This window comes from Halomonas sp. 11-S5, assembly GCF_029889825.1.
Lineage (GTDB): Bacteria > Pseudomonadota > Gammaproteobacteria > Pseudomonadales > Halomonadaceae > Halomonas.
This window is the reverse complement of sequence record NZ_JARANW010000024.1, coordinates 29,041-55,296: the sequence shown is the minus strand read 5'-3', so window position 1 is coordinate 55,296 and position 26,256 is coordinate 29,041. Positions and strand designations below refer to the sequence as shown.

Annotated in this window: 20 protein-coding genes and 1 pseudogene; 17 read left to right on the top strand and 4 right to left on the bottom strand. The window is 67.3% G+C overall.

Annotated elements, in window-relative coordinates:
• Together OP497_RS14470 and OP497_RS14465 are read right to left on the bottom strand one after the other, a co-directional pair.
• Positions 1-236: pseudogene (locus tag OP497_RS14470) on the bottom strand (hypothetical protein); the annotation flags it as partial.
• Between the two features lie 63 nt (positions 237-299).
• Entirely contained in the window at positions 300-2,450 is a 2,151-nt protein-coding gene (locus OP497_RS14465) for a prolyl oligopeptidase family serine peptidase (RefSeq protein ID WP_280549631.1), read from the bottom strand.
• Between the two features lie 71 nt (positions 2,451-2,521).
• Between OP497_RS14465 and OP497_RS14460 the strand changes: the two genes are divergently transcribed.
• The 9 genes from OP497_RS14460 to OP497_RS14420 all read left to right on the top strand — a co-directional run bounded on the left by OP497_RS14460 (position 2,522) and on the right by OP497_RS14420 (position 15,213).
• A complete protein-coding gene (locus OP497_RS14460; protein ID WP_280549629.1) occupies positions 2,522-2,968 on the top strand; it encodes a hypothetical protein in 447 nt (148 codons plus the stop codon).
• Between the two features lie 24 nt (positions 2,969-2,992).
• Complete coding sequence (locus OP497_RS14455) at positions 2,993-4,828, top strand: vWA domain-containing protein (protein ID WP_280549627.1); 1,836 nt, start codon at positions 2,993-2,995, stop codon at positions 4,826-4,828.
• A complete protein-coding gene (locus tag OP497_RS14450; protein WP_280549625.1) occupies positions 4,821-5,609 on the top strand; it encodes a class II glutamine amidotransferase in 789 nt (262 codons plus the stop codon). The genes OP497_RS14455 and OP497_RS14450 overlap by 8 nt, the downstream gene beginning before the upstream one ends.
• 101 nt (positions 5,610-5,710) lie before the next feature.
• Positions 5,711-7,381 carry an AMP-binding protein gene (locus tag OP497_RS14445; protein ID WP_280549623.1) on the top strand — a complete coding sequence of 557 codons (1,671 nt, stop codon included), beginning with the start codon at positions 5,711-5,713 and terminating at the stop codon, positions 7,379-7,381.
• A 144-nt stretch (positions 7,382-7,525) separates the two neighbouring features.
• The gene (gene hrpA, locus OP497_RS14440; RefSeq protein ID WP_280549621.1) at positions 7,526-11,566 is read left to right on the top strand and encodes an ATP-dependent RNA helicase HrpA; all 4,041 of its coding nucleotides are present in this window, start codon (positions 7,526-7,528) and stop codon (positions 11,564-11,566) included.
• Entirely contained in the window at positions 11,563-12,684 is a 1,122-nt protein-coding gene (locus tag OP497_RS14435; protein ID WP_280549619.1) for a beta-ketoacyl-ACP synthase III, read from the top strand. Before hrpA ends, OP497_RS14435 begins: the two co-directional genes overlap by 4 nt.
• A 32-nt stretch (positions 12,685-12,716) precedes the next feature.
• Positions 12,717-13,490, top strand: coding sequence for a VacJ family lipoprotein (locus OP497_RS14430; protein WP_280549617.1), 774 nt, complete (start codon positions 12,717-12,719; stop codon positions 13,488-13,490).
• A 12-nt stretch (positions 13,491-13,502) separates the two neighbouring features.
• Complete coding sequence (locus OP497_RS14425; RefSeq protein WP_280549615.1) at positions 13,503-14,717, top strand: fused response regulator/phosphatase; 1,215 nt, start codon at positions 13,503-13,505, stop codon at positions 14,715-14,717.
• On the top strand, positions 14,704-15,213 hold the full coding sequence (locus OP497_RS14420; protein ID WP_280549613.1) for an STAS domain-containing protein: 510 nt from the start codon (positions 14,704-14,706) through the stop codon (positions 15,211-15,213). The genes OP497_RS14425 and OP497_RS14420 overlap by 14 nt, the downstream gene beginning before the upstream one ends.
• A gap of 25 nt (positions 15,214-15,238) precedes the next feature.
• Here the strand turns inward: OP497_RS14420 and tal are convergent, their stop codons facing one another.
• On the bottom strand, positions 15,239-16,177 hold the full coding sequence (tal, locus tag OP497_RS14415) for a transaldolase (protein ID WP_280549611.1): 939 nt from the start codon (positions 16,175-16,177) through the stop codon (positions 15,239-15,241).
• Positions 16,178-16,314: 137 nt separating this feature from the next.
• On the opposite strand from tal, the gene OP497_RS14410 reads away from it, so the two are divergent.
• From OP497_RS14410 to arsJ, 8 genes are all read left to right on the top strand, one after another.
• Positions 16,315-17,499, top strand: a complete 1,185-nt coding sequence (locus OP497_RS14410) for a Bcr/CflA family multidrug efflux MFS transporter (RefSeq protein ID WP_280549608.1) — start codon at positions 16,315-16,317, stop codon at positions 17,497-17,499.
• 105 nt (positions 17,500-17,604) lie between these two features.
• Positions 17,605-18,633, top strand: a complete 1,029-nt coding sequence (locus OP497_RS14405) for a substrate-binding domain-containing protein (protein ID WP_280549606.1) — start codon at positions 17,605-17,607, stop codon at positions 18,631-18,633.
• A 104-nt stretch (positions 18,634-18,737) separates the two neighbouring features.
• Positions 18,738-19,994 (top strand): phosphate ABC transporter permease subunit PstC, encoded by a 1,257-nt coding sequence (gene pstC, locus OP497_RS14400; protein ID WP_280549604.1) that lies wholly within the window; start codon positions 18,738-18,740, stop codon positions 19,992-19,994.
• An 18-nt stretch (positions 19,995-20,012) separates the two neighbouring features.
• Positions 20,013-21,179 carry a phosphate ABC transporter permease PstA gene (gene pstA / locus OP497_RS14395; RefSeq protein WP_280549602.1) on the top strand — a complete coding sequence of 389 codons (1,167 nt, stop codon included), beginning with the start codon at positions 20,013-20,015 and terminating at the stop codon, positions 21,177-21,179.
• A gap of 121 nt (positions 21,180-21,300) precedes the next feature.
• Complete coding sequence (gene pstB / locus OP497_RS14390) at positions 21,301-22,083, top strand: phosphate ABC transporter ATP-binding protein PstB (protein WP_280549633.1); 783 nt, start codon at positions 21,301-21,303, stop codon at positions 22,081-22,083.
• Positions 22,084-22,208: 125 nt separating this feature from the next.
• Positions 22,209-22,631 (top strand): arsenate reductase ArsC, encoded by a 423-nt coding sequence (locus OP497_RS14385; RefSeq protein ID WP_280549599.1) that lies wholly within the window; start codon positions 22,209-22,211, stop codon positions 22,629-22,631.
• A gap of 39 nt (positions 22,632-22,670) precedes the next feature.
• A complete protein-coding gene (locus tag OP497_RS14380) occupies positions 22,671-23,744 on the top strand; it encodes an ArsJ-associated glyceraldehyde-3-phosphate dehydrogenase (protein WP_280549597.1) in 1,074 nt (357 codons plus the stop codon).
• Complete coding sequence (arsJ, locus tag OP497_RS14375; RefSeq protein ID WP_280549595.1) at positions 23,737-24,963, top strand: organoarsenical effux MFS transporter ArsJ; 1,227 nt, start codon at positions 23,737-23,739, stop codon at positions 24,961-24,963. Before OP497_RS14380 ends, arsJ begins: the two co-directional genes overlap by 8 nt.
• A 13-nt stretch (positions 24,964-24,976) precedes the next feature.
• On the opposite strand, the gene OP497_RS14370 is transcribed toward arsJ, so the two are convergent.
• Positions 24,977-26,179 carry an MFS transporter gene (locus OP497_RS14370; protein ID WP_280549594.1) on the bottom strand — a complete coding sequence of 401 codons (1,203 nt, stop codon included), beginning with the start codon at positions 26,177-26,179 and terminating at the stop codon, positions 24,977-24,979.
• Positions 26,180-26,256: the final 77 nt, after the last annotated feature.

The following is a 26,256-nucleotide window of genomic DNA, read 5'->3' as shown; positions in this document are numbered from 1 at the left end:
CCCCCCCCCCCCCCCCCGCCCGCGCCTCTCCCCCCGCCGCCGGCGTCCTCCCCGCCGGCCGGTCTGGCGTGCCTGGCGGTGGTTCCGGTGGCGGCGCTGGTGGTGGTTCCGGCGGTGGCGCCGGTGGTGGCGCCGGTGGTGGTGCTGGTGGTGGCGCCGGTGGTGGTGCTGGTGGTGGCGCCGGTGGTGGTGCTGGCGGTGGTGCCGGCGGTGGTAGCTGACGCGTCTCCATCCATTCAGTACGTAAGGGACCCGGCATCGGCCGGGTCCTTTTGTATCAGCAGATCAGGATCAGCATATCAGGCGTCTCTGCCCTCGAGCCCGAGCGCCCAGAGGATGAAGGCATCCTGGCGAGCGTTATCGTGCCAGGCCTTGAAGCGTCCCGAGGCCCCGCCATGGCCGGCGGCCATGTCGGTACGCAGGAGGATGGGGCGGACTTCCGTCGGGCGGCGATCCGAGGGGCGGTCAGCCGCAGGATGGCCTTTACCGGCCTGGTCGCGGCCCAGTTCCTTGAGGCGGGCATAGAGCTTGGCAGGCTCCCAGTACGGCACCCGAGTGTCGTGCCAGCTGCCCTGCAGGAATACTGCCGGCCAGGGCTGTGCCGAGAGGTTGTCCAGCGGTGAGTAGTTGCCGATGCGCCGTCGTGCCTCGGGTTCGCGGGGGTCGCCCCATTCGGTGTATTCCGCGGTGGTGAGAGGCAGGTCGGGGTTCTCCATGGTGCGCAGCACGTCGACGAAGGGCACGTCGAGGACGGCGGCACAGAAGGCCTCCGGAGCCAGGTTGAGGCTGGCGCTGACCAGCAGCCCCCCGGCACTGGCGCCATAGGCCGCAATGCGTTCGCCATTGCTGAAGCCCTTCTCGACCAGGGCGTCGCGGGCGGCGAGGAAGTCATGGAAGCTGTTTGCCTTGTGCTCGAGCTTGCCGGCTAGGTACCAGGGCTCGCCGCGATCGCCGCCGCCGCGCACATGCGCTACGGCGAACGCCGCGCCGCGTGCCAGCAGTTCCAGCCGGGCGACCGAGAACCAGGGATCGAGCACCTCGCCATAGGCACCGTAGCCATACAGCAGAGTGGGCAGCGGGTGGCCGGCCAGGTCCGCACGCATCACCACCGAAACGGGGACCCGTTCACCGTCGTGCGAGGTCGCCCAGAGCCGTTCGCAGACCAGCTGCTCGGGCCTCAGGTCGCCGTGGATGGGCTGCTGCTTGAGGAGGCGCCGCTGGCCGCTGTCGAGGTCATGCTCGAGCCAGGTCACCGGCAGAGTGAAGGACTCCTCGCGCAGTCGCAGGCGGCGGGTATCGAAGTGGGGTGTGTCGCCCAGTACCAGGCTGCAGGGCAACTCCGGCAGTGGCAGCCGTTCGTCGCGGGTGATGGTGTGGTCGGCATCCAGCTCGAGGACGCGCAGGTGCACCTGGGCCTCGTGGTGGTCGCGTTCGGTGATCACCAGCCCCCAGTCGAAGGCGTCGACCCCCTCCAGGGTGTCATCGTCGCGCTGGGCGATCAGCGGCTGCCAGTCGCTCGCGGGGTCGGCCTCGCCCAGCCGCTGCTCGGCCATCACGTCCAGCCGGAAATGGGTGGCCTCGCGGTTGTGCAGCACATAGAAGTGGCCCGGGCGGTGGTCCAGGGCGTACTCCACTCCGCTTTGCCGGGGGCGGAAGCAGTGCGGCGCGGTAGCCGGCGCTCGGGCGGGGATCAGGTGGCTCTCGCTGGTGTCCTTGGAGGCGCTCTCCAGGACCAGCCACTCGCGGGAGCGGGTCATGCCGAGTCCCAGCCAGAACTCCGGGTCCTCCTCGCGCAGCACCAGCACCGGCTCGCCGGCCCTGTCATCCTCCAGCGGCAGGCGCCAGATGCTCTCCGGGCGCTGGGTGGCGTCATAGCGGGTGAAGAGCAGGGTGGCGTTATCCTCGGCCCAGCCGATCTCGGGGCCGATCTCCTCGAGCAGCCCCCTGGGCTCACCGCCGGGCAGGTGCTTGAGATAGAGCCTGTAGGTCTCATCGCCGCGGGTGTCCTCGGTCCAGGCCAGCCAGGCCTCGTCCGGGGAGAGGGCCATGTCGCCCACCTCGAGGAAGTCGTGCTCGCTGGCCCTGGCCTGCAGGTCGAGGAAGCACTGCGTGGCGTCGGGGTCGCCATTGGGATGGCGCCACCAGACCGGATAGTCGGCGTCTACCGCCGTCTCGCTCCACACCGTGTAGTGATCCAGCGGCGTCCTCAGCCCGTGCACGGCGAGTTCGCGGCGGGCCAGGTGGCCGTGGTAGAGGCGCTCGACCAGGTCGTCGAGGGGGGCGAACCAGCGGCGCGACTCCTGGTTGGCGGCCTCCAGGAAGTCGCTGACCGTTGGATCATCGCGGTTCTCCAGCCAGTGCCATGCCGGGTCGTCGGCGTGGCGCAAGCGGGTGACGGGGTCATCGGCAGGCGTCTCGGGGGCCTGGTCACGTGGCGGCTGTGCTTTCATTGCGCGAGATGTACCATACTCAGTGTATTTTCAAGAACGTGCGTCGTGGACGCACAGGTCGCGAGGTGGTGATGCTGATTTCGGATTCGATATCCCTACTATGGCTGGTCTATGTCGTGTTGTCGCTGGTGGTGCTGCTGACTGGCTACTTGGGACTGGCCTTCCTGCCGCGGTTGCCGCGGCTGGTGATCACCTGGCTGGTGGCCGGTGTGATGTGGACGCCGGCCCATTTCCGCCTGCCGCTGCTGGAGGAAGGCGAGTTCTACTCCGGCTTCGCCCCGGCGGTGGTGGTGGCGGCCGTGGCCTTCCTCGAGCGCAACGGCGCGGCCCTCATGCCGGCTACCCTGCTGGTCGCGGTGGGGGCCGGGCTGGGGGTCCTGGTGGGGCTGCTGTTGTGGTGGCGTGGCCGTCATCGCGACACCCTCGATGACGATGACTACGTGGACATGCATGACGAGGCGCCCGCCGGCCCCCGCCGCGGTGGCCGGGGCCAGCGCCAGGAGCCGATGATCGGCTAAGGAGCCCCGATGGGCGGGTATGGCATGGAAAGGCCCGTTGGCCGGCTGACCTGGATGCTGGCAATCGGCGGTGCCCTGTGGCTGTGGGCGAGCCAGGCGCCGGCACAGGTCGGCGAGGAGGAGCGGCCGGACGTCCGGGTGGTGGTCGATGTCTCCGGCAGCATGAAGGAAAACGATCCCGATCGCCTGGCGCTCAGTGCCCTGGACATGCTGGTGGCGCTGCTGCCCAACGGCGCCACGGCGGGCGTCTGGACCTTCGGTGAGACGGTCGACAACCCCCTGCCGCTGGGCGAGGTGGATGCGGCCTGGCGCGAACGGGCCCTGGCCCTGCCTCCGGCCCTGCAGGACTACCAGCAGTACACCGATATCGAGGTGGCCCTTCGCGAGGCGGCAAGGGCCGAGGCCAACGGCTGGCGCCACCTGGTGCTGCTCACCGATGGCGTGATCGATCTGTCACCGGCCCGGGGGGCCAAGCCCGAGGTCGACGAAGCCTCGCGCGAGCGCCTGGTGGACGAACTGGCCGCCGAACTGGCCGATCAGGGCGTGGCCATCCATGCCATCGCCTTCTCCGACGAGGCCGACCTGGCCCTGGTGGAGCGGCTGGCCCAGTCCACCGGGGGGCTGGCGGCGCTCGCGGAGAACCCCGAGAGCCTGCTGGGCGCCTTCCTCGACATCATCGAGCGTATCTTCCCCGCCGACCAGGTGCCGCTGGAGGAGAGGCGCTTCGTCATCGACGATGACGTGGAAAACTTCTCGGCACTGGTCTTCCACGCGCCCGACGATGCCCCCCTGACCTTGGTCGCGCCGGACGGCACGCGCTACCGGGCCGACGAGGCGCCGGACGACATTCGCTGGCAGGTGGAGCCTCGCTTCGACCTGATCCGGGTGCCCGATCCCCAGGTCGGCGAGTGGCGTCTCGAGGGGCCGGTGGGCGAGGGCAGTCGCATCAACGTCGCCTCCCCACTTCACCTGCGGCTCGCCGATCTGCCGACCACCCTCTATCTGGGCTTCGAAGTCCCGGTCCAGGCCTGGGTGGAGCGCGATGGTGACCCCCTCGGCGAGGAAGGCGAGGAACTCACCCTCTCGGTCTTGCTGCAGGACGCGGGGGGCAAGGCACAGTCCCGGATCACCTTGCAGGCCGAGGCGGGGCGCTTCCTTGGCCGCCTGCCGGCGCCGGCGCTGACCGGCAATGCGCGTCTGGTGATCCGTGCCGAAGGGGAGAGGTTCCACCGCCAGCGGGTGCAGGCGGTGAACGTACTGCCGGCCATCGGGGCGGTGTATCGGCCCCGGCAGGGTCGGGTGGTGCTGGCCGCCGAGCATCCCCGGCTGAATCGCGACAACACCGAGATCCATGGCGAGCTGCAGGGAGAACGTCTCGAGGCCCGGGCGGTCGGGGCCTCGCGCTGGCATCTCGACCTGCCCGAGCTCGACGAGGAACTGAGCCAGCCACTGCTGCTCACGGCCACCCTCGAGCTGGATGGCGAGACCCGCGAGCTGGCCCTGCCGCGCCTGATACTCAACCCCGAAGGCCGCATCGGCATCGACCTGGCGGACGTAACCGGGCCGACCCTCGGGACCGAACGCGTCGAGAACGGGGAGCGCAGCGATTCCCCTCTGCCGCCCCCCGAGACCTCGGCCGACCGCTTCGTCGCCTGGGTCAATCGCCTGCCCGGACAGGCGCGTGATCTCTGGCAGGCGGGAGTGCCGGGCCTGCAGCGGCAGTGGGAGGCGCATCGCCATGATCCGCTTCTGTGGGCGGCCGTGGCGCTGGTGGTGGTGCTGTGGCTGGTGTTGGTGATCGGCCTGATCCGGCGTCGTCGCGTGCGACGCCCCGTACGCCGGGAGGAACCCCATGTGTGAATTGCTGGGCATGAGCGCCAATGTGCCCACTGACATCTGCTTCAGCTTCACCGGCTTTCTGCACCGTGGCGGGGGGACCGGGCCACACCGTGACGGCTGGGGTATCGCCTTCTACGAGGAGGGCGGTTATCGGGACTTCCGTGATCCCCACCCCTCGGTGAACTCCCCCATCGCCCGGCTGATCTGCGATTATCCGATCAAGTCGAACATCGTCATCAGTCATATCCGGCAGGCCAATGTCGGCCAGGTGCGCCTGGCCAACACCCATCCCTTCGTCCGCGAGATGTGGGGGCGCCCTTGGTGCTATGCCCACAATGGCCAGCTCGCCGATTGGCAGGCTTTGCCGCACTCCTTCTATCGCTCGGTGGGGAGCACCGACAGCGAGCATGCCTTCTGCTGGCTGCTCGGTGAGCTGCGCGGCGCCTTTCCCGAACCGCCGGATGATGACGCCCAGCGTCATGCCCTCTGGGGGACCCTGCACGGTCTCTGTGAGCGACTGCGGGGCCTGGGGGTTTTCAATCTTCTGCTGGCCGATGGCGACTATCTCTACACTTACTGTTCCACCAAGCTGGCCCATATCACGCGGCGGGCGCCCTTCGGCCGGGCAAGCCTCTCGGATGCCGAGCTGACGGTCAACTTCGCCGAGCACACCACGGCCGACGACGTGGTCTCGGTGATTGCCACCGAGCCGCTCACCGACAACGAGGAGTGGGTGCGCATGGTACCCGGCGAGCTGCTGGTCTGGCAGGGTGGGGTGATCCAGGCGCGCTTTCAAACGTAGGTTTCAATCGGGTGTTTTACAGCCGCAAAGGCGCTGGTATAAGGTAGGCGCAAAGAACAACAAGCCGGCTGATGACATCAGCCGCAGCGTGGAGACTGCCCATGAGCGAGAACGCCAAGCCCGCCATCCTGACCGGTCAGCCCCTTGAGGGGCTTGACGCCTACGCCTCGGTGATGGATGTCTTCCACTCCTCCGTGGCGCGCTTCGCCGACAAGCCGGCGTTCAGCTGCATGGGACGAATGCTGACCTATGCCGAACTCGACCGCCTCTCCGGGGACTTTGCTGCCTGGCTGCAGCAGGAGACCACGCTGCAGCCGGGGGACCGCATCGCCATCCAGCTGCCCAACGTGCTGCAGTTCCCGGTGGCGGTGTTTGGTGCCCTGCGGGCGGGGCTGGTGGTGGTCAACACCAACCCGCTGTATACCGAGCGGGAGATGGCCCACCAGTTCAAGGACGCCGGGGTCCGGGCCATCGTCATCCTGGCCAACATGGCCGACAAGCTCGAACGCATCCTCGAGCGCACCGATATCCAGCATGTGGTGGTGACGGAACTGGGGGATCTGCATGGCTTCCCGAAGCGCCAGTTGATCAATGCCGTGGTCAAGCACGTCAAGCGAATGGTGCCGGCCTACTCGCTGCCCGGTGCCACGCCGTTGCGTCAGGCCCTGAAGGTGGGCGCCGGGCGTCGCCATCAGGAAGTGACGTGCGGCCCCGACGACATCGCCGCGCTGCAGTACACCGGCGGCACCACCGGGCTAGCCAAGGGCGCCATGCTCACCCATCGCAACCTGGTGGCCAACATGCTCCAGGCCCGCCAGGCCATCGGCCCGGCGCTGACCGACGGCGCCGAGACCATCATCGCGCCACTGCCCGTCTACCATATCTACACCTTTACGGTGAACTGCTTGTTCATGATGGAGACCGGCAATCACTCGGTGCTGATCCCCAACCCCCGCGACCTGGACACCTTCGTCAAGACCCTCAAGGGGCTCTCCTTTACCGGTTTCATCGGGCTGAACACCCTCTTCAATGCCCTGTGCAACCGCGAGGACTTTCGCCGTCTCGACTTCTCCCGGCTGCACCTGACCATCTCCGGCGGCATGGCCCTGACCCGGGCCGCGGCGCAGCGCTGGGAGGAGGTCACCGGCTGTCCGGTGGCCGAGGGCTATGGCCTGACCGAGACCTCGCCCATCGTCAGCTTCAATCCCGTGGATGCCGCCCAGCTTGGCACCATCGGCAAGCCGGTGGCGGGGACCGAGGTGAAGGTGGTGGATGCCGATGGTCAGGATGCGCCCTTCGATGCCGCCGGGGAGCTCTGCGTCAGGGGCCCCCAGGTGATGAAGGGCTACTGGAACCGGGACGAGGAGACCGCCTGTGCGATCGACGGCCAGGGCTGGTTTCATACCGGCGACATTGCCGTGCTCCAGCCGGATGGCTACATCCGCATCGTCGATCGCAAGAAGGACATGATCCTGGTCTCTGGCTTCAACGTGTACCCCAACGAGATCGAGGACGTGGTGGCGGCCCATCCCGGGGTGATCGAGTCCGCGGCCGTGGGAGTGCCCGACGAGACCAGCGGCGAGGCGATCAAGCTGTTCGTCGTCTCCCGGGACGAGACCCTCGATGCCGAGACCCTGCGGGCCTGGTGCAAGAAGGATCTCGCCGGCTACAAGGTGCCGAGGTTCGTGGAGTTCCGCGACGAGTTGCCCAAGACGAATGTGGGGAAAGTCCTGCGACGCCAGCTTCGCGACGAGGAGCGCGAGAAGCGATAGCTTTCTTCTTGCAACCTGATAGCCACGCTTGATGGTTCCGATTAGGCGTCGTCGTGACCTCGGCGTTACAATGCACTGCCCGCTCCGGGAGTCCTGGGCGGGCAGTTTTTTGATGACCGTGACCCGGAGACGACCGTAGAGACCGTGACCCCCGAGACCCGCCAGGCCCCCGCCGCGAACGCCCAGGATGCCGCCGAGCTCGACGCCCTGACCCGCGACCTCGATGATGCCCTGCGGCGCGACGTCCCGACCCTGGACAAGCGCCTGCGCGGGCTGCGCCGTCGACTGAGGGAGGGCAAGCCCGTGGACCGCGGCCTCGTCGAGGTGCGGCGCGCGCTCGAGCGTTCGCGGCAGCAGGTGGAACGGCGTCGGGCGCGGCCGGTGGCCCTCGAGTATCCGCCATCGCTGCCGGTGGCGGAGCGTCGGGAGGACATCCTCGAGGCCCTGCGCGGGCATCCGGTGGTGGTGGTGGCCGGCGAGACCGGCTCGGGCAAGACCACCCAGCTGCCCAAGCTCTGCCTGGAACTGGGCCTGGGGCGCCGCGGACTGATCGGCCACACCCAGCCGCGGCGCCTGGCGGCGCGCTCGGTGGCCAATCGCCTCGCCGAGGAGCTCCAGGTGCCGCTGGGCGAACAGGTGGGCTACCAGGTGCGTTTCACCGACCAGAGCAGCGACGACACCCTGGTCAAGCTGATGACCGACGGCATCCTGCTCGCCGAGACCCGCCACGACCCGGATCTGATGCGCTACGAGGCCATCATCATCGACGAGGCCCATGAGCGCAGCCTTAATATCGACTTCCTGCTCGGCTACCTCAAGCGCCTCACCGCGCGGCGCCCCGACCTCAAGGTGATCATCACCTCGGCAACCATCGACGTGGCCCGCTTCGCCGAGCACTTCGGGCGCACCGACGCCCAGGGACGGGGCCAGCCGGCGCCGGTGGTGGAGGTCACCGGGCGCACCCACCCGGTGGAGGTGCGCTATCGGCCGCTGGTGCGCGATGATGACGACGAGGAGGATCGTACTCTGCAGGAGGGCATCCTCCACGCCGTGGAGGAGATCGAGCGGGTCGAGCGCGACAAGCGCTGGTTCCATGGCCCGCGCGACATCCTGGTATTCCTGCCCGGTGAGCGCGAGATTCGTGAGACCGCCGACACCCTGCGCCGTGCCGACCTCAAGGGCACCGAGATCCTGCCGCTCTATGCGCGGCTCTCCAATGCCGAGCAGAACCGTGTCTTCGCCCCCCATGCGGGGCGGCGCATCGTGCTCTCCACCAACGTGGCGGAGACCTCGCTCACCGTGCCGGGCATCCGCTACGTCATCGACCCGGGGCTGGTGCGTCTCAGCCGCTACAGCTACAAGACCAAGATCCAGCGCCTGCCGGTGGAGCCGGTCAGCCAGGCCAGCGCCAACCAGCGCAAGGGGCGCTGCGGGCGCGTGGCCGAGGGGGTCTGCATCCGGCTTTACGACGAGGAGGACTTCCTCGCCCGGCCCGAATTTACCGACCCCGAGATCCGCCGCACCAATCTGGCCTCGGTGATCCTCTCGATGCTGTCGCTGCTGTCGTTGAACCCCGATGACATCGCGACCTTCCCGTTCGTCGATCCGCCGGATTCGCGTTTCGTCACCGATGGCTTCCGGCTGCTGTTCGAGCTGGGCGCGGTGGACGCGGACAACCGCCTGACCCCGTTGGGGCGCAAACTGTCGCGGCTGCCCATCGACCCGCGCCTGGCGCGCATGGTGCTGGCCGGCGCCGAGCAGGGGGGCTTGCGCGAGGTGCTGATCGTGGTCGCCGGCCTGGCGGTGCAGGATCCCCGCGACCGGCCGGCCGACAAGCGCCAGGCCGCCGATCAGGCCCACCGCCGCTGGCAGGACCCGGACTCCGACTTCGTGGCCCTGCTCAACCTCTGGAACGGCTTCGAAGTCGCCCGCGAGGAGCTCTCCGGTAATCGGCTGCGGCGCTGGTGCAAGGATCACTATCTCAACTATCTGCGCCTGCGCGAGTGGCATGACACCTTTCGCCAGCTGCGCCAGCTGCTGCGCGACATGCAGATCGAGGTACCGCCGCCGGCCCCACGGCTTGCCGCCGATGACCCGGCCTGGGACGACAAGAGCCGCGTGGAAGCCCGCCGAGAAAGCGCCGTGGCCCTACACAAGGCACTGCTCACCGGCTTGCTCTCGCACTTGGGCCTCGCCACCGAGAATCGCGAGTACCTGGGGGCACGCAACCGCAAGTTCCTGATCCATCCGGGGTCGGGCCTTGCCAAGAAGTCCCCCAAGTGGCTGATGGCCTTCGAACTGGTCGAGACCAGCAAGCTCTTCGCCCGGACCGTGGCCAGGATCGAGCCCCAGTGGATCGAACCGCTGGCCGGCCACCTGGTGAAGCGCTCCTATGCCGAGCCGCACTGGGAGATGAAGCGCGCCCAGGTGGTCGCCACCGAGCAGGTCACGCTCTTCGGCCTGCCGATCGTCGCCGGACGCAAGGTCCACTATGGTGCCATGGCCCCGCAGGAGTCCCGGGAGATTTTCATCCGCCGGGCACTGGTGGAGGGCGAGTTCAAGACCAGGGGCGACTTCTTCGCCCACAACCGGGCGCTGGTGGAGGAGGTCGAGGATCTCGAGGACCGGGCCCGCAGGCGCGATATTCTGGTCGACGAGGAGACCCTGTTCGCCTTCTACGACGAACGCATCCCCGCGGAGATCGTCAACGGCAAGGGCTTCGAGGCCTGGCGTCGGCAGGCCGAGCGCGAGAACCGCGACATCCTGAAGTTCGACCGCGCGGCCCTGCTGGCGCGGGAGGCCGGGGAGGTCACCGTGGCCGACTACCCCGACGAGCTGGTGCTGGGTGGCGTGCGCTATCCGCTTTCCTACCACTTCCAGCCTGGGGCCGTGGACGACGGGGTGACGCTGACCGTGCCGGCGGCCATGCTGCCCCAGCTGCCCCTGGCGCGGCTCGAGTGGCTGGTCCCGGGCCTGCTGCGCGAGAAGGGCATCGCGCTGATGAAGTCGCTGCCCAAGGCGGTGCGCCGCCAGGTGGTGCCGATTCCCGACTGGGTCGACGCCGCCCTCGAGGCCATGACGCCGGACGACGTGCCGCTCACCGAGGCGCTGGGTGAATTCCTGCGCCGCAAGACCGGTGTACGGCTCCATCCCGACGACTGGCGCCTCGACCAGCTGGAGCCGCACCTGGTGATGAACCTGCGGGTGGTCGATCACCAGGGCCGGACCCTGGGCCAGGGCCGAGACGCTCGTGAACTGGAGCGCCGCTTCGAGGCCGCCGCCGGGGAGGGCGCCCGGGCCCTGGCCGAGCAGGCCAGCAGCGAAGGCGAGCTCGAGGCCCTGCCCGAGACGCCCCTGCCCGAGTCCCGGGTCACCACCCAGGCGGGCATCCGGGTGGAGGCCTACCCGGCCCTGGTGCCCGCCAAGGAGGCCTTCCGGGTCGAGCTCTTCGACCATCCCGACAAGGCCCGCGAGGCCCATCGCCGGGGCGTGGTCAGGGCGGCCATGGAACGCCTGCCCGACCAAGTGCGGGCCATCGAACGCCTGAAGGGGCTGGAGACCTGTGCGCTGCTGTTCGCCAAGGTCGGCAGCAAGCGACAGCTCATCGATGACGTGGTGGCCGGGGTGTTTGGCCAGGTGGTGGCCAGCGAGGCGCTGCCGCGCTCGCGGGGCGAACTGGAGCAGCGCCTCGAGGCGACGCGCGATGCGCTGCTGCCCCGGGCGGAGGTCCTGGTGGCCACCCTGGAGCAGGCGCTCAAGGGGCACCTGGCCGTGACCAAGGCGCTCAAGGGGCGGCTGAACCTGGCCCTGGCGCTGGTCTACAGTGACCTCAAGGCCCAGATGCAGCAGCTGGTGCATCCCGGTTTCGTCAGCGAGGCGGGGGAGTGGCTCGAGGAGTACCCCCGCTACATGGACGCGGCGCTGATCCGCCTGGAGAAGGCGCCGCGGGAGCGCATGCGCGACCAGATGCACATGCAGGAGGTCCAGGACTTCGAGGCGCGGCTGGTGGCCCGCCGCGAGAGCGAGCGACGCGGCGGGGTGGAGGACCCGGTACTGGTGGAGTTCGGCTGGTGGATCGAGGAGCTGCGGGTCTCGCTCTTCGCCCAGCAGTTGGGCACGAGGTTCCCGGTCTCCACCAAGCGCCTCGAGAAGCGCTGGGCAGAACTCACAGGGAGAAAAGCATGAGCCAAGTGGTGATTACCGGGACGGGCCTCTTCACCCCACCACACGCCATCGACAACGCGGCCCTGGTGGACTCGTTCAACGCCTGGGTGGACGCCGAGAACGCGCGCCATGCCGCTGCCATCGCCGCCGGCGAGCGTGAACCGCTGCCACACTCCAGCACCGAGTTCATCGTCAAGGCCTCGGGCATCCACAGCCGTTACGTGCTCGACGCCGAGGGCATCCTCGACCCCGCGCGGATGCGTCCCCGGCTGCCGGAACGCGGCAATGACGCGCCCTCCCTCCAGTGCGAGATGGGCCTGGCCGCGGCGCGCGAGGCCCTGGACGCGGCGGGGGTCGAGGCCGCGGATATCGAGCTGGTCATCGTCGCCTGCTCCAACCTGGAGCGGCCCTACCCGGCCGTCGCGGTGGAACTCCAGGATACGCTCGGCGCGGGCGGCTATGCCTTCGACATGAACGTCGCCTGCAGCTCGGCGACCTTCGCCATCGAGACCGCCGCCAATGCCATCCGCGCCGGCAGCGTCAAGCGGGCGCTGGTGGTCGACCCCGAGATCTGCTCGGCGCACCTCAACTTCCGGGACCGCGACAGCCACTTCATCTTCGGTGATGCCTGCACCGCCATCGTGCTGGAGAGCGAGCAGGTCGCCACCGCCGAGGAGCGCTTCGAGATCCTCGGCGCCCGCCTGGTCACGCGCTTCTCCAACGCCATCCGCAACAACGCCGGCTTCCTCAACCGGGTCACCGACAGCGATCCGCAGGCCATCGACAAGCTCTTCGTCCAGGAGGGCCGGCGGGTCTTCAAGGAGGTCTGTCCGCTGGTGGCAGCGCTGATCACCGATCACCTGGCGAGCCTCGAGCTTACGGGCGGCGACCTGTCGCGGCTCTGGCTGCACCAGGCCAACCGCCACATGAACGACCTCATTGCCCGGCGCGTGCTGGGCCATGACCCGAGCCCCGAACAGGCGCCGATCATCCTCGATCGCTACGCCAACACCAGCTCGGCGGGTTCGATCATCGCCTTCCACCTGCACCGGGGCGACCTGCCACGCGGCGCGCTCGGGGTGGTCTGTTCCTTCGGCGCGGGATACAGTGCCGGCAGCGTGGTGGTGCGTCGCCAATGAGCGTCATGACAGGGAACCGCTGGGAGGCGAGAATGCCAATGAGACAAGGGCTGACGAGATGGGTCGGGCGGGGAGCACTGGCGTTTTTGCTGGTGGCCAGCGCGGGGTGCGCCACCAGCGGGGAAGTGCGGGAGCGAAATCCCGACGACCCTTTGGAGGGCTTCAACCGCAAGGTGTTCGCCTTCAATGATGTGGTCGACCGATACGCGCTCAAGCCCGCTGCCCGGGGCTACCGCTTCGTCACGCCGGACCCGGTGGAGACCGGTGTCGGCAACTTCTTCTCCAACTTGGGGGAGATTCGCACCGCGCTCAACAGCCTGTTGCAGGGCAAGGGCACCAACGCCAGCGTGGCCACCGGTCGCTTCCTGATCAACAGCACCGTCGGCATCGGTGGCCTGTTCGACGTCGCCTCGCGAATGGAGGTCACCGGCCGCGAGGAGGACTTCGGCCAGACGCTCGCTGTCTGGGGCCTGGGCGAGGGAGCCTACCTGGTGCTGCCGCTGCTCGGTCCGAGCACGCTGCGCGATACCGCCGGGCTGCCGGTGGACATGGTTACCTATCCGACCACCTACGTGGAGGATGACGAGGTGCGCATCGGCCTTACCGCCCTGAGGGTGATCGATGCCCGGGCCGGCCTGCTCGACCAGGAGGCGCTGATCCGGGGCGATCGCTACAGTTTCATTCGTGATACCTGGCTGCAGCAGCGCCGCTTCGAAGTCAGCGATGGCGAGCAGGGCGAAGATCCCTTCGTCAACGAGGAGTTCAACTTCGATGAGGCGGACTTCGATGATGCCTTCGCCGATTGAGGCCATGACTGCATGCCACCAGCCAAGCAACTGATCGGGGTGATCGACGTGCCGGGGTCGGAGCGTGATGCCCTGGCCGAGACCATCGCCCGTGACGGCCTGGCGGTATATGCCGCCGACAGCATCGAGGGACTCCCGCCGGAAACCGCCCTCATCGTGGCCCATTCCCGGGCGGTGCCCAGCGGGGACTGGACACATCTCGCTGAATGCCTGCCGACCCTGGTGGTCAGCGACGAGCGCCAGGATGCCGACCTGCTGCGCGCGGTCGATGTCGGCCTGGTGGACTACATCGTCGACCCGCTGCGCCATGGGTCCCTGCTGCGGCGCATGATCGGCAAGGCCATCGAGGTGCATCGCCTGGCCGCGGAGCGTGAGCATGATCGTGCCCGCCTGGCCCAGCTCAATGAGGACCTGGAAGAACTCAACGAGAGCCTCGAGACGCATCTGGCGATGCTGCGCCTTGATCAACAGGCCGGCGGACAGATCCAGCGTAAGCTGCTGCCCCCGCGGCCACAGACCCTCAATGACGTGACCTTCGACTACTGGCTGGCGCCCTCGCTCTACCTGTCCGGGGATTTCCTCGATTTCCAGGCTTTCGACGAGCGCTACAGCCTGTTCTATTTTGCCGATGTCTCCGGGCACGGGGCCTCTTCGGCCTTTGTCACCGTGCTGCTGAAGTATCTCTCCAATCACTGGCAGCACGAGTGGGACGGCGAGCATCCCGAGGCCCTGGCGCCGCGCTGGCTGGCGGCGCTCAATCGCGAACTGCTGGATGCCGGCATCGGCAAGCATGCGACCCTGCTCGTCGGGGTCATTGACCATCAACGTCGTTATCTCCACTATTCGCTGGGCGCGCAGCTGCCCATGCCCCTGCTGGTGTCCGATGGCAAGGTGACGCCGTTGCCCGGCGAGGGCATGCCGGTCGGCCTCTTCCCGGGGATCGACTACCCGATGCTGGGCTGCGAGCTGCCGGAGAACTTCCGGCTGTGGCTGTGTTCGGATGGGATACTGGAGTGTCTGCCGGGCGACACCCTCGATCTGCGGCTCAGGGAGCTCGAGCGGCGGGTCCTGGCCAGCGAGACGCTGGAGGACCTACGTGGCAGCCTTGCACTGGGGGCATTGGCGGACGATGATGAAGGCGTCGCCCAGAGCGCCCCGGGACACGAGGAACTGCCAGACGACCTGACGATCATGACGTTGAGCGGATTTGGCAATGATAAACAATGAAGGCCGCATCAAGGCGGCGTTCGATTCCGGGGTCTTCGTCCTCAAGCTGTGCGGAGACGTGCGCCTGACGCTCTGCGCCACCCTGGACCGTCAGGCCCAGCAGCTGGCCGAGACCCCGGGCCTCGAGACGCTGATCATCGACCTGCGCGACACCACCAACGTGGATTCCACTGCCTTGGGCTTCCTCGCCAAGGTGGCGATGGCAGTGCAGGGCCGTGTCACCGAGCGAGCGACCATCATCGCCGACAACCCGGATGTCCGGCGGATGCTTGACGTCATGGGGTTCTCGCGCATCTTCACCCTGGTGGAGACGCCGATCACCGAGACCTGTGAGCTTTGCGATCTCCCCGAGATTCCCACCGACGTCGAGGAAACCCGCCAGCGGGTTCTCGAGGCCCACCGTATCCTGATGCGCCTGAACGAGCATAACCGCGAGGAGTTTCAGCCCCTCGTCGAGATGCTCGAGGCCCAGGAGGCCGCCTCGCACGGCCATTGACCGGGCCCTCGGCGGCCCCGGTCGGTCAGCCCTTCCTCAGCTCACCCAGCAGCGCCTCCAGCTTGCGCTGGTCGGCCATGAACTTGCGGATGCCTTCCGCCAGCTTATCGGTGGCCATGGCATCCTCGTTCATCGCCCAGCGGAACTCGGCCTCGTCCTGGGGCTCGGGGGCGCGAGTCTCGGCGTCCAGCGGCATAAGCCGACGCTCCAGGTTACCGGTGGTGTCGGCCAGCTCTTCCAGCAGCTTGGGCGAGAGGGTCAGGCGGTCACAGCCGGCCAGGGCGATGATCTCGCCGGCGTTGCGGAAGCTCGCGCCCATCACGATGGTGTCGTAGCCATGCCCCTTGAAGTGTTCGTAGATGCGCCTGACGGACTGCACGCCCGGGTCGCGGTCGCCACTGAAGTCGGCATCGGGCTCCTGCGCCTTGTGCCAGTCCAGTATCCGGCCGACGAAGGGCGAGACCAGGGTGACGCCGGCATCCGCGCAGGCCCGGGCCTGGGCGAAGCTGAACAGCAGGGTGAGGTTGGTGTGGATGCCTTCGCGCTCGAGGGTCCGGGCGGCACGGATGCCTTCCCAGGTGGCGGCGACCTTGATCAGGATGCGCTCGGGACCGACGCCGTGACGCCCGTAACGCTCGATCAGCGAGCGGGCCCGCGCCAGGGTGGCGTCGCTGTCGAAGGAGAGGCGGGCGCTGACCTCGGTGGAGACATGGCCCGGTATCAGGGCACTGACCTCTCTGCCGATCTCCACGGCCACCGCGTCCAGGGCATCGTCGATGTCGGTCGCATGGCGGGCGATTTCGGCCAGCCGTGCGCGGCGTGCCTCCTGCTGGGCCGCCTGGAGGATCAGTGACGGGTTGGTGGTGGCATCGGTGGGCGAGAAGCGGCGAATCGCCTCGAGATCACCGGTGTCGGCGACCACGGTGGTCATGGTCTTGAGTTGTGAAAGCAGGTCATCTGCCATGGCGGGATCCCTCCGGTTGTCGTGGGGGCCACTCTAGCAAGGCGAGGTGGCCGAATATAGACGATCGAGGCAGGGGCTACGGTTTCAGGTATCATTAGCTTACTATCTGTTTGTCCGGTTGCTGCCTCGGAGGCGCCTTGACCCTGAATCCTCGACGCGTGGCGCTGCTGGTGGCCGCCAATACGGCCCTGGCGCCCTTCGCCATCGATGCCTACCTGCCGGCCATGTCGGCGATCGCCGGGCATATCGGCGCCAGCATCCATCACACGGAGCTGTCGCTCTCCACCTTCCTGGCCGGCTTCGCCCTGGGCCAGCTGGTGTTCGGCCCGGTGTCCGATCGGGTGGGGCGCAAGCCGGTGCTGCTGGGTGGCCTGGTGGTCTTCCTGCTGGCCAGCCTGGTGATCGCTACGGTGGGCTCTCTGGGTGAGCTCTTGACCTGGCGCTTCGTCCAGGCGCTGGGCGGTGGCGCGACCGTCGTCAACTCGGCGGCCATCGTGCGCGACTGTTTCAAGGGCCGTGAAGCCGCCAAGGTGATGTCGACCATGGCCATCATCATGCTGATGGCGCCGCTGGTGGCGCCGGTGGTGGGCAGCGGGCTGCTGTATCTCGCCGACTGGTGGCTGATCTTCGTGTTCCTTGCCGCCTACGCCGGTTTCTTGATGTGGCTGCTGGGCACCCGGCTACCCGAGACGCGACCGTCCGGCCGGTCTGCGGCAACGCCGGCCAAGGTGCTGGTCAACTATGCCAGCGTGCTTGGCGATCGTCGGGCCATGGGCTTCATCGCTGCCGCCTCGATGTCGTTCGCTGGGCTGTTCGCCTTCGTCACCGCCTCGCCGTTTCTCTATCTCGAGCACTTCGACCTGACGCCGTCACTCTATCCGCTGGTGTTCGGCGTCAACGTGGTGGCCATGGTGGCCTCCAATCGCCTCAATATCCGCTTGCTGAGATGGCGCACGCCCCTGCAGAACTTGCGCCTGGGGCTGGGTATCCAGCTGGCCGCCGGCCTCGGACTTGCGCTGGTGGTGGTCACCGGGCGGGAGTCGCTTGCCACCATGGTGCCGCTGATCATGCTGTTCGCCGGCACCATCGGCCTGATCGCCCCCAACGCCATCACCTCGCTGCTCGACCGCTTCCATCACATGAGCGCCACCGCGGCCGCCCTGCAGGGCAGCCTACAGTTCTCCAGCGGCGCCCTGGCCGGGGTGCTGGTGGGCGCCTTCGAGGTGGACAGCGCCTGGCCGATGGTGGGCACCATGCTCGGCGCCTCGCTGCTGGCCAATTTCGGCATTCGCGTACTGGCCGGGCGTCCCGAGCTAGAGTGAGGGTCGGATTCGCCGGCGGCGGTCAAATGTCATGAAGCTGTCATCTGAGTGGGGCAAGGTGTGACTCGCGAAGGTTGCACACTGTCCCCATCAGGAGATCGCTCCATGAATCGCATCCTCAAAAGCCGCGCTGTCAAGACCACGGCCATCGCCGCCGCCGTCATGAGTGTGGCCACTGTGGCCCACGCCCGTGATCAGATCCACATCGTCGGATCCAGCACCGTCTACCCGTTCGCCAGCTATGTGACCGAGGAGTTCGGTGCCGTGACCAGCAACCCGACGCCGGTCATCGAGTCCACCGGTTCCGGCGGTGGACTGCGCCTGTTCTGCAACGGTGTGGGCGAGGGCACTCCGGACATCACCAATGCGTCTCGCCGCATCAAGCTCTCTGAGCTCGAGCGTTGCATCGAGAACGGCGTGACCGACGTCACCGAGGTGAAGATCGGTTCCGACGGCATCGTCTTCGCCCAGTCCAGCACCAATGAGGCCATCGAGCTGACCCTCGAACAGCTGTTCCTGGCCGTGGCCGCCAAGGTGCCGGTCGATGGCGAGCTGGTCGACAACCCCTACACCAACTGGAGTGACATCGACGCCTCGCTGCCGGATCGCGAGATTTCCATCTACGGCCCGCCCAGCACTTCCGGTACCCGCGATGCCTTCGAAGAGCTCGTCATGGAAGTCCCGTCAGAGGAGATGGAGGCCTACGGCGGCGAGGCCTACACTGAGGTACGTTCCGACGGCGCTTACATCGATGCCGGGGAGAACGATAACCTGATCGTCCAGCGTCTGAGTGAAGACACCGATGCCTTCGGCATCTTCGGCTACTCTTTCCTCGAAGAGAATCCCAACGCCCTGATCGGCACCGCCATCGAGGGCGTGGCGCCGGAACCCGAGGCGATCAGCGCCGGGGACTACCCGATCGCCCGCTCGCTGTGGTTCTACGTCAAGAACCAGCACGCCGATGCCGTGCCGCCGCTGTACGACTATGTCGACATGTTTGTATCCGAGGCCATGATCGGCAAGGGTGGCTACCTGAGTGACCTGGGCCTGATCCCGCTGACGGAAGCCGAGCGTGAGCAGACCCGCGAGAAGGTTGCCAACCGGGCCCAACTCGAGGTCGACGACCTCAAGTAACAACCCGTTGGGCAGGGATGCCTGATCCGGCCGGCAGCCCACGGCTGCCGGCCGTCTCACGTTCCGGCAGGCACGCTGCCGTCGTTATCCACCGAGAGAGACCTATGCAGACCAACCAACTCCTCGCCATGTTCAGCGGCGTCCTGCTGCTGCTGGGTCTGATAGCCTTCTTCCTGGGTCGTGCCAAGGCCGCGCGAGTGCGCGCCAGCGGCACGGCCATGTATGCTCAACCCGACCAGTACGCCTGGTTCGCCGTGCTCGCCACCGCCGGGCCGGCGATCACCGTGGGCGCCATCGGGGCCTTCCTGATGCTGCTGTTGGGCGCCGATATCCCCACCTTCTATTTACTGGCCGGCAGCCTAGTGATCGCCGCTATCGGCCTGATGGTGGGGGTGAGCCAAGTAAAGCCCGACTTCCATGCCCGCCAGGCCATCGAGTGGGTGATTCGCCGGATCCTGGTCGCGGCGGCCATGATCTCTATCTTCACCACCTTTGGCATCCTCTTCTCGATCGTCTTCGAGGCGCTGCGATTCTTCCAGATGCACAGCTTCTGGGACTTCATCACCGGCACCGTCTGGAACCCCGGCGCCAGCTTCCTGGCCGCCGCGGGGCGCGGCGACGAGGGCGGCAGCGCCGCCCAGTTCGGTTCGGTGCCGCTGTTCGCCGGCACCTTCATGATCACGGCCATCGCCATGCTGGTAGCGATTCCCGTGGGCCTGCTCTCGGCCGTCTACATGGCAGAGTTCGCCCCGTCGCGGGTGCGCACCCTGGCCAAGCCGACCCTCGAGGTGCTGGCCGGCATTCCCACCGTGGTCTATGGCTTCTTCGCCGCCATCACGGTGGCGCCGATCATCGTCGACGTGGCCGGCTTCTTCGGCCTGGATGCCTCTTTCAACAATGCCGTGGCGCCCGGGGTGGTGATGGGCATCATGATCATCCCCTTCATCTCCTCGCTTTCCGACGACGTGATCAGCGCGGTACCGGACAGCATGCGGCAGGGCTCACTGGCACTGGGCATGACCAAGGGTGAGACTATCCGCGACGTGGTCATTCCCGCGGCGCTGCCGGGGATCATCTCCGCCTCGCTGCTGGCGGTCTCGCGGGCGCTGGGCGAGACCATGATCGTGGTGATGGCGGCGGGCATGCGGCCCAACCTCACTGCCAACCCGCTGGAGGACATGACCACGGTGACGGTGCGTATCGTGGCGGCGCTGACCGGTGACCTGGAGTTCGAGAGTGCCGAGACGCTCTCTGCCTTCGCCCTGGGTCTGGTGCTGTTTGCCGTCACCCTGAGCCTGAACCTGGTATCGGTGCTCATGATCCGCCGCTTCCGCGAGAAGTATCGCGTCAACAACCTGTAACGCCGAGGAATCGCCGAGATGAGTCAATCCTTCGACGACATCAGCGCCCAGCTGCGCAAGCGCCACCGCAAATCGGCACGACTGAAGTGGTTCTCCATGGGCGCCCTGGGTCTCGCCGGCCTGTTCCTGGTGCTGTTCTTCACCGACATGCTGTCCAAAGGGCTGCCGGCCTTCCAGCAGGCGCAGATCCAGGTGGAGGTCGACTACAACGAGGATGCCCAGCGCATGGGGCGTGCCGCCCTGGACCCCGAGGTGTCGCGCTTGGTGAGCCGTACCTTCGAGCGCCTGATCCCGGTCCGCATGCGCGACAATCCGTCGCTGATGGGCACCACCGAGACCCGCTGGGTGCTGGCCGACAGCGAAGTGGATCAATACCTCAAGGGCAACCGCAACAAACTCAGTGAGTCCCAGAAGACCACCGTCGATGCCCTGGTGGAACAGGGCCGGGCGGAGCTCAAGTTCAACACCACCTTCTTCACCAGCGGCGATTCCAAGATGCCGGAAGCGTCGGGCATTCTCTCCGCTGCCGTGGGCACAGTGATGACCTTGCTGGTGACGCTGGCCATCGCCTTCCCCATCGGGGTGATGACGGCGGTCTACCTGGAGGAGTTCGCCCCCGACAACCGCCTGACCCAGATCATCGAGATCAACATCAACAACCTGGCGGCGATTCCTTCGATCCTGTTTGGCCTGCTGGGCCTGGCCATCTTCATCAACTTCTTCGGCGTGCCGCGTTCCACGCCGCTGGTCGGCGGCATGACCCTGGCGCTGATGACCCTGCCGGTAATCATCATCGCCACCCGCACGGCACTGCGCAGTGTACCGGACACGATCCGCCACGCCGCCTTCGGGGTGGGCTGCTCGCGCTGGCAGGTGGTGCGCGACCACGTGCTGCCGCTGGCCATGCCGGGCATCATGACCGGTTCCATCATCGGCCTGGCCCAGGCCATGGGCGAGACCGCACCGCTGATCATCGTCGGCATGGTGGCCTTCATTCCCGACGCGGGGAGCTCTTTCACCCAGGCCGCCACCGTACTGCCGGCGCAGATCTTCACCTGGGCGGGCGAGCCGGATCAGGCCTTCGTCGAGAAGACCGCCGGGGGGATTCTTGTGCTGCTGGCGATCCTGATCTTCCTTAACGCCACTGCCGTCGTCCTGCGCAAGAAGTTCGAACGCCGCTGGTAGGCCACGCTACGTTACAGGATATCCATAGATGAACATTCACGTTGCCGAGCGGAGTACCGCGCCCATGTCAGGTCACGAAAGGTCACGTCAGGAAAACTCCCGTCCCGAACCCGGTCAGCCGGTGACCCGCAATAATGACGCCCATCATGAGCTGAGCATCCGCGTTCGCGACCTCAATCTCTGGTACGGCCAGAGTCAGGCGCTGAAGAACCTCAACATCGATGTCTACCAGAAGAACATCACGGCCCTGATCGGGCCCTCGGGCTGTGGCAAGTCCACCTTCCTGCGCTGCCTGAATCGCATGAACGACCTGATCCCCAGCGTGCGTCTCGAAGGGCTGGTGGAGATGGATGGCCGCGATGTCAACGCCGCCAAGATGGACGAGGTGGCGCTGCGCCGCCGGGTGGGCATGGTCTTCCAGAAGCCCAATCCCTTTCCCAAGTCGATCTACGACAATGTCGTCTACGCGCCGCGCATGCACGACCTGGTGAGCCGCAAGGCCGACCAGGATGAACTGGTAGAGAAGGCGCTGCGCGACGCCGGCCTGTGGGAAGAGGTCAAGGACAAGCTGCACCAGCCGGGTACCTCGCTCTCCGGTGGCCAGCAGCAGCGCCTGTGCATCGCCCGCGCCATCGCCGTGCAGCCCGACGTGATCCTGATGGACGAGCCCACCTCGGCGCTGGACCCGATCTCCACGGCGACCATCGAGGACCTGATGGACAAGCTCAAGCAGCAGTTCACCATCATCACCGTGACCCACAACATGCAGCAGGCGGCGCGGGTGGCAGACTACACGGCCTTCTTCCACCTCGGCGAGATCATCGAGTACAACGACACCCGTACGATGTTCGCCAACCCGGCCACCAAGAAGGCCGAGGACTACATCACCGGCCGCTACGGCTGAGCGCCATCCTGGCTGGCATCGAGAAACGGGGAGGCTTCGGCCTCCCCGTCGTCGTGAAGGGCTGTCACATGATTGACATCCAACGGCGTTATATATGACATTCCATATGTCGTCAGGAGCCTCCCATGACGAAACAGCGCGTGCTCTTCCTCTGCAATGCCAATTCCGCCCGCTCGCTGATGGGCGAGGCCCTGCTGCGCCACCTGGCCGGCGACAGGTTCGAGGCCTACAGCGCCGGCAGTGAACCGGATGAACCCCATGCGATGACCCTGGCGGCGCTGGAGAAGCAGGGCATTTCCACCGAGGGACTGGCCAGCAAGTCGCTGGATGATTTCGCCGGCGAACATTTCAATGCCGTCATCGTGCTGTGTGACAAGGCCCAGCAGGCGTGCCGCGACTGGCAGGGAGGGAGCGACGAGCACCTCTACTGGGACATTCGCGACCCGCGACTGATCGGGCGTACCGACGCCTACGAGCAGGCCCTCAACGAGATTCGCCACCGCCTCTCGCTATGGCTGCAGATCAAGGCCCGGGACGACGATCTCTGAGGGTGTCTCCCGGCGTTCATTCTTCATCAGGAGAACACCATGCCCCTACGTATCGGCATCAACGGCTTCGGCCGTATCGGTCGCCTGGTCCTGCGTAGCCTCTGGCCCCGCGTTACGGCGGGCGAGGTCGAACTTTCGCGCATCAATGACCCGGGTGGCGATGCCGCGACCTTCGCCCACCTGCTGGAGTTCGACTCGGTACACGGACATTGGAGCCCGGGGCAGGGGATCCACGGCGATGGTGATGCCATCCTGATTGACGGCCACCGCATCGCCTTCAGCACGCACAAGGCGGTGGACGAGGGCGACTGGTCCGGCTGCCAGGTCGCCATCGAGTGCTCCGGCAAGATGAAGACCACGGAGGCGCTTCAGGCCTATCTCGACCAGGGCGTCGAGCGAGTGGTGGTCAGCGCGCCGGTGAAGGAGGCGGGCGTGCTGAACGTGGTGGTGGGCGTCAATGACGACAGGTACGACCCCGACGTCCATCGCATCGTCACCGCGGCGAGCTGCACCACCAACTGCCTGGCGCCGGTGGTCAAGGTGATCCACGAGATGTTCGGGATCCGCCACGGCTCGATGACCACGGTGCACGACATCACCAACACCCAGGTCATCCTCGACGCCCCGAGTTCTCCACAGAAGCCGGACCTGCGCCGTTCACGCGCCTGCGGCATGAGCCTGATCCCCACCACCACCGGCTCGGCCAAGGCGATCACCGCCATCTTCCCGGAACTCGAGGGCAAATTGAACGGGCATGCCATCCGAGTGCCGCTGGCCAACGCCTCGCTCACCGACATGGTCTTCGAACTCGAGCGCGAGGTGACGGTGGGGGAGGTCAATGCGGCGCTAGAGGCGGCCGCCGAGGGCCCGCTTGCCGGCATCCTCGGCTATGAGGAGCGTCCGCTGGTCTCCATCGACTACCGCACCGACCCGCGAAGCTCGATCATCGATGCGCTCTCCACCATGGTGATCAACGGTACCCAGCTCAAGCTCTACGCCTGGTACGACAACGAGTGGGGCTACGCCAACCGCACCGCCGAGCTGGCCCTGAAGGTGGGCCTAGGGAAGGTCGGGCGGGAGCAGGTAGATGAGATGCAGGTGGGGCGTGGCTGAATCGCTCACCGCACGCGTCAGGGCGCTGCCCTTCGAGGTGCGCCAGTACCTGCTGATCACCGGCAACTACTGGGCCTTCACCCTCACCGATGGCGCCCTGCGCATGCTGGTGGTGCTGCACTTCCACCAGCTGGGTTACTCGCCCCTGGAAGTGGCCATGCTGTTCCTCTTCTACGAGGCCTTCGGCGTGGTCACCAACCTGGTGGGGGGCTGGCTGGGCGCCCGCCTGGGGCTCAACCGCACCATGAACGCAGGGCTCGCATTGCAGGTCGTGGCGCTGGCCATGCTGCTGGTGCCCGCCACGGCGCTGACCGTGCCCTGGGTGATGGCGGCCCAGGCGCTCTCGGGCATCGCCAAGGACCTCAACAAGATGAGCGCCAAGAGCGCGGTCAAGGTGCTGGTGCCCAGGGACAGCCCCGGCGCGGGCAGCGCCCTCTATCGCTGGGTGGCGATCCTCACCGGCTCCAAGAACGCCCTCAAGGGCGCCGGCTTCTTCCTCGGCGGGCTGCTGCTGACCCTGATCGGCTTTCGTGGCGCCGTGATCGCCATGGCGCTGATGCTGGTCGCGGTGCTGGCCCTGTCGCTTGCCCGTCTCAAGGCCGACCTGGGCCGCCAGAAGCGCAAGCCCAGGTTCAGCGAGGTGTTCTCCAAGTCGCGGGCCATCAACGTGCTCTCGGCGGCGCGGCTGTGCCTCTTCGCCTCCCGGGACGTCTGGTTCGTGGTGGCGCTGCCGGTGTTCCTCTATGACCAGCATGGCTGGAGCCACTGGACGGTAGGCGGCCTGCTGGCCATCTGGGTGATCGGCTATGGCGGTGTACAGACCCAGGCGCCGCGCCTCACCGGCCTGGTAAAGGGCGGGGCGCGAGGCGTGACGGCTTTCTGGGCCATGGCGCTGGCCGGCCTGCCGGCACTGCTGGCGCTGCTGCCGCTGGCCGAGGTGGGGTGGCTGGTGGCGGGCTTGCTGGCCTTCGGCGTGCTGTTCGCCGTCAACTCCAGCTGGCACAGCTACCTGATCGTCCACTACGCCCGCGCCGACGGCGTCTCCATGGACGTGGGCTTCTACTACATGGCCAACGCCATGGGGCGCCTGCTGGGGACCCTGCTCTCCGGCTGGGTCTACCAGGTCTACGGCCTTACCGCCTGCCTGTGGATCTCTTCGGCCCTGGTGGCGGCCAGTGCGCTGATGGCCTTGGCGCTGCCGCGGGAGGCCAAGGCCTGATGACATGCCGGTCTCAGGAGGATGCCGGAGGCGCCGCTTGAGGCTCCCGCTCGGCGAGTCCGCGCAGTGCCCAGAGGCCCAGCACAGGTCCTGGAAGCAGCCACCACAGCACCCAGGGGCCCTGGGCCGCCCACAGGCTGCTGGTCAGCGAGATCGCCGGGATGGTCAGCGCGAATCCCACGGCATTCATCACCGCCAGCGTGGAGCCGACTCGGGCCAGGGGGGCGGTAGCGGCAGCCAGCGCCGAGAACTGCGGCGAGTCGGCGATGACCGTGAGTCCCCAGGCGCCGAGCAGGACGAGCAGCAGGCCGGGTGGCAGCCAGGGCAGCAGCGGATAGGCCAGACAGATCAGCCCGGAGGTGGCCAGGGCACGCCGTGCCACCCACAGGCTGCCGAGGCGCCGGCTCAAGACGCCGCCACCCACGCAGCCCACAAGCCCCAGGGCAATGACGCCGAACGATAGCCAGGGCACCAGGTCCTCGGTGGCGCCCAGGCGCTGGAGCTCCCGGGCTACCAGGAAGGGCGTCAGCATCCACAAGGCATAGAGCTCCCAACAATGGCCGAAGTAACCCCCGGCCACGGCCCGGAAGCGCGGCTCGCGCAGGCCGGCGAGGCCCTCTTGCAGTCGAGCGGGACCGGCGGGCGGTGGCAGGTGGGGGCCATCCCCGAGCAGGTGGATAAGGGCCCCGCCGGCCAGCGCGAGCAGCGAGGCACCGATCAGCGGCCATTCCCAGGGCATGCCCAGGGTGGTGCCACGAAGCAGGTGGGGCAGGGCGGTCCCCAGGGTCAGCATGCCGACCAGCCACGCCAGGGCCGCGCCCTTGTGGGTCGGTGTCCAGCCGATCACCAGCTTCATGCCCAGCGGGTAGATGCCGGCCAGGCACAGGCCGGTGGCGAAGCGCAACGCCAGGCTTGCGGCGAAGGACTCCGAGGCCAGCACGAAGGCCGCGTTGACCAGGGCGCCGAGCAGGCAGGAGACGGCAAAGATGCGGCTGGCGCGGAACCGGTCGGCAAGGCCGCTGGCGGCGATGCTCAGGGTGCCGAGGATGAAGCCGGCCTGAACGGTGAGGGTCAGCCGGCCGAGGTCGGCCTCGGTGAGCCCCAGGTCGCGGGACAGGGACAATCCCACGCCATTCACGCTGAACCACAGCGAGGTGCCGCAGAGCTGGGCAAGGACGATGATCGCCAGGGGGTGGCGGTGCAGGAAGGTCGTCATACCGCCATGGTCGCCCTCGCCCCAGGGGCAAGGCAAGTCCGGTGTCGGCCTGGCCGGCTGTTGCTTCGCCTGTGCGG

What these genes read in the sequence shown, in the direction of transcription:
- OP497_RS14465 (WP_280549631.1), bottom strand. Translation starts at nt 2,450, where the DNA reads ATGAAAGCACAGCCGCCACGTGACCAGGCCCCCGAGACGCCTGCCGAT.
- OP497_RS14460 (WP_280549629.1), top strand. Translation starts at nt 2,522, where the DNA reads ATGCTGATTTCGGATTCGATATCCCTACTATGGCTGGTCTATGTCGTG.
- OP497_RS14455 (WP_280549627.1), top strand. Translation starts at nt 2,993, where the DNA reads ATGGAAAGGCCCGTTGGCCGGCTGACCTGGATGCTGGCAATCGGCGGT.
- OP497_RS14450 (WP_280549625.1), top strand. Translation starts at nt 4,821, where the DNA reads ATGTGTGAATTGCTGGGCATGAGCGCCAATGTGCCCACTGACATCTGC.
- OP497_RS14445 (WP_280549623.1), top strand. Translation starts at nt 5,711, where the DNA reads ATGAGCGAGAACGCCAAGCCCGCCATCCTGACCGGTCAGCCCCTTGAG.
- OP497_RS14435 (WP_280549619.1), top strand. Translation starts at nt 11,563, where the DNA reads ATGAGCCAAGTGGTGATTACCGGGACGGGCCTCTTCACCCCACCACAC.
- OP497_RS14430 (WP_280549617.1), top strand. Translation starts at nt 12,717, where the DNA reads ATGCCAATGAGACAAGGGCTGACGAGATGGGTCGGGCGGGGAGCACTG.
- OP497_RS14425 (WP_280549615.1), top strand. Translation starts at nt 13,503, where the DNA reads ATGCCACCAGCCAAGCAACTGATCGGGGTGATCGACGTGCCGGGGTCG.
- OP497_RS14420 (WP_280549613.1), top strand. Translation starts at nt 14,704, where the DNA reads ATGATAAACAATGAAGGCCGCATCAAGGCGGCGTTCGATTCCGGGGTC.
- tal (WP_280549611.1), bottom strand. Translation starts at nt 16,177, where the DNA reads ATGGCAGATGACCTGCTTTCACAACTCAAGACCATGACCACCGTGGTC.
- OP497_RS14405 (WP_280549606.1), top strand. Translation starts at nt 17,605, where the DNA reads ATGAATCGCATCCTCAAAAGCCGCGCTGTCAAGACCACGGCCATCGCC.
- pstC (WP_280549604.1), top strand. Translation starts at nt 18,738, where the DNA reads ATGCAGACCAACCAACTCCTCGCCATGTTCAGCGGCGTCCTGCTGCTG.
- pstA (WP_280549602.1), top strand. Translation starts at nt 20,013, where the DNA reads ATGAGTCAATCCTTCGACGACATCAGCGCCCAGCTGCGCAAGCGCCAC.
- OP497_RS14385 (WP_280549599.1), top strand. Translation starts at nt 22,209, where the DNA reads ATGACGAAACAGCGCGTGCTCTTCCTCTGCAATGCCAATTCCGCCCGC.
- OP497_RS14380 (WP_280549597.1), top strand. Translation starts at nt 22,671, where the DNA reads ATGCCCCTACGTATCGGCATCAACGGCTTCGGCCGTATCGGTCGCCTG.
- OP497_RS14370 (WP_280549594.1), bottom strand. Translation starts at nt 26,179, where the DNA reads ATGACGACCTTCCTGCACCGCCACCCCCTGGCGATCATCGTCCTTGCC.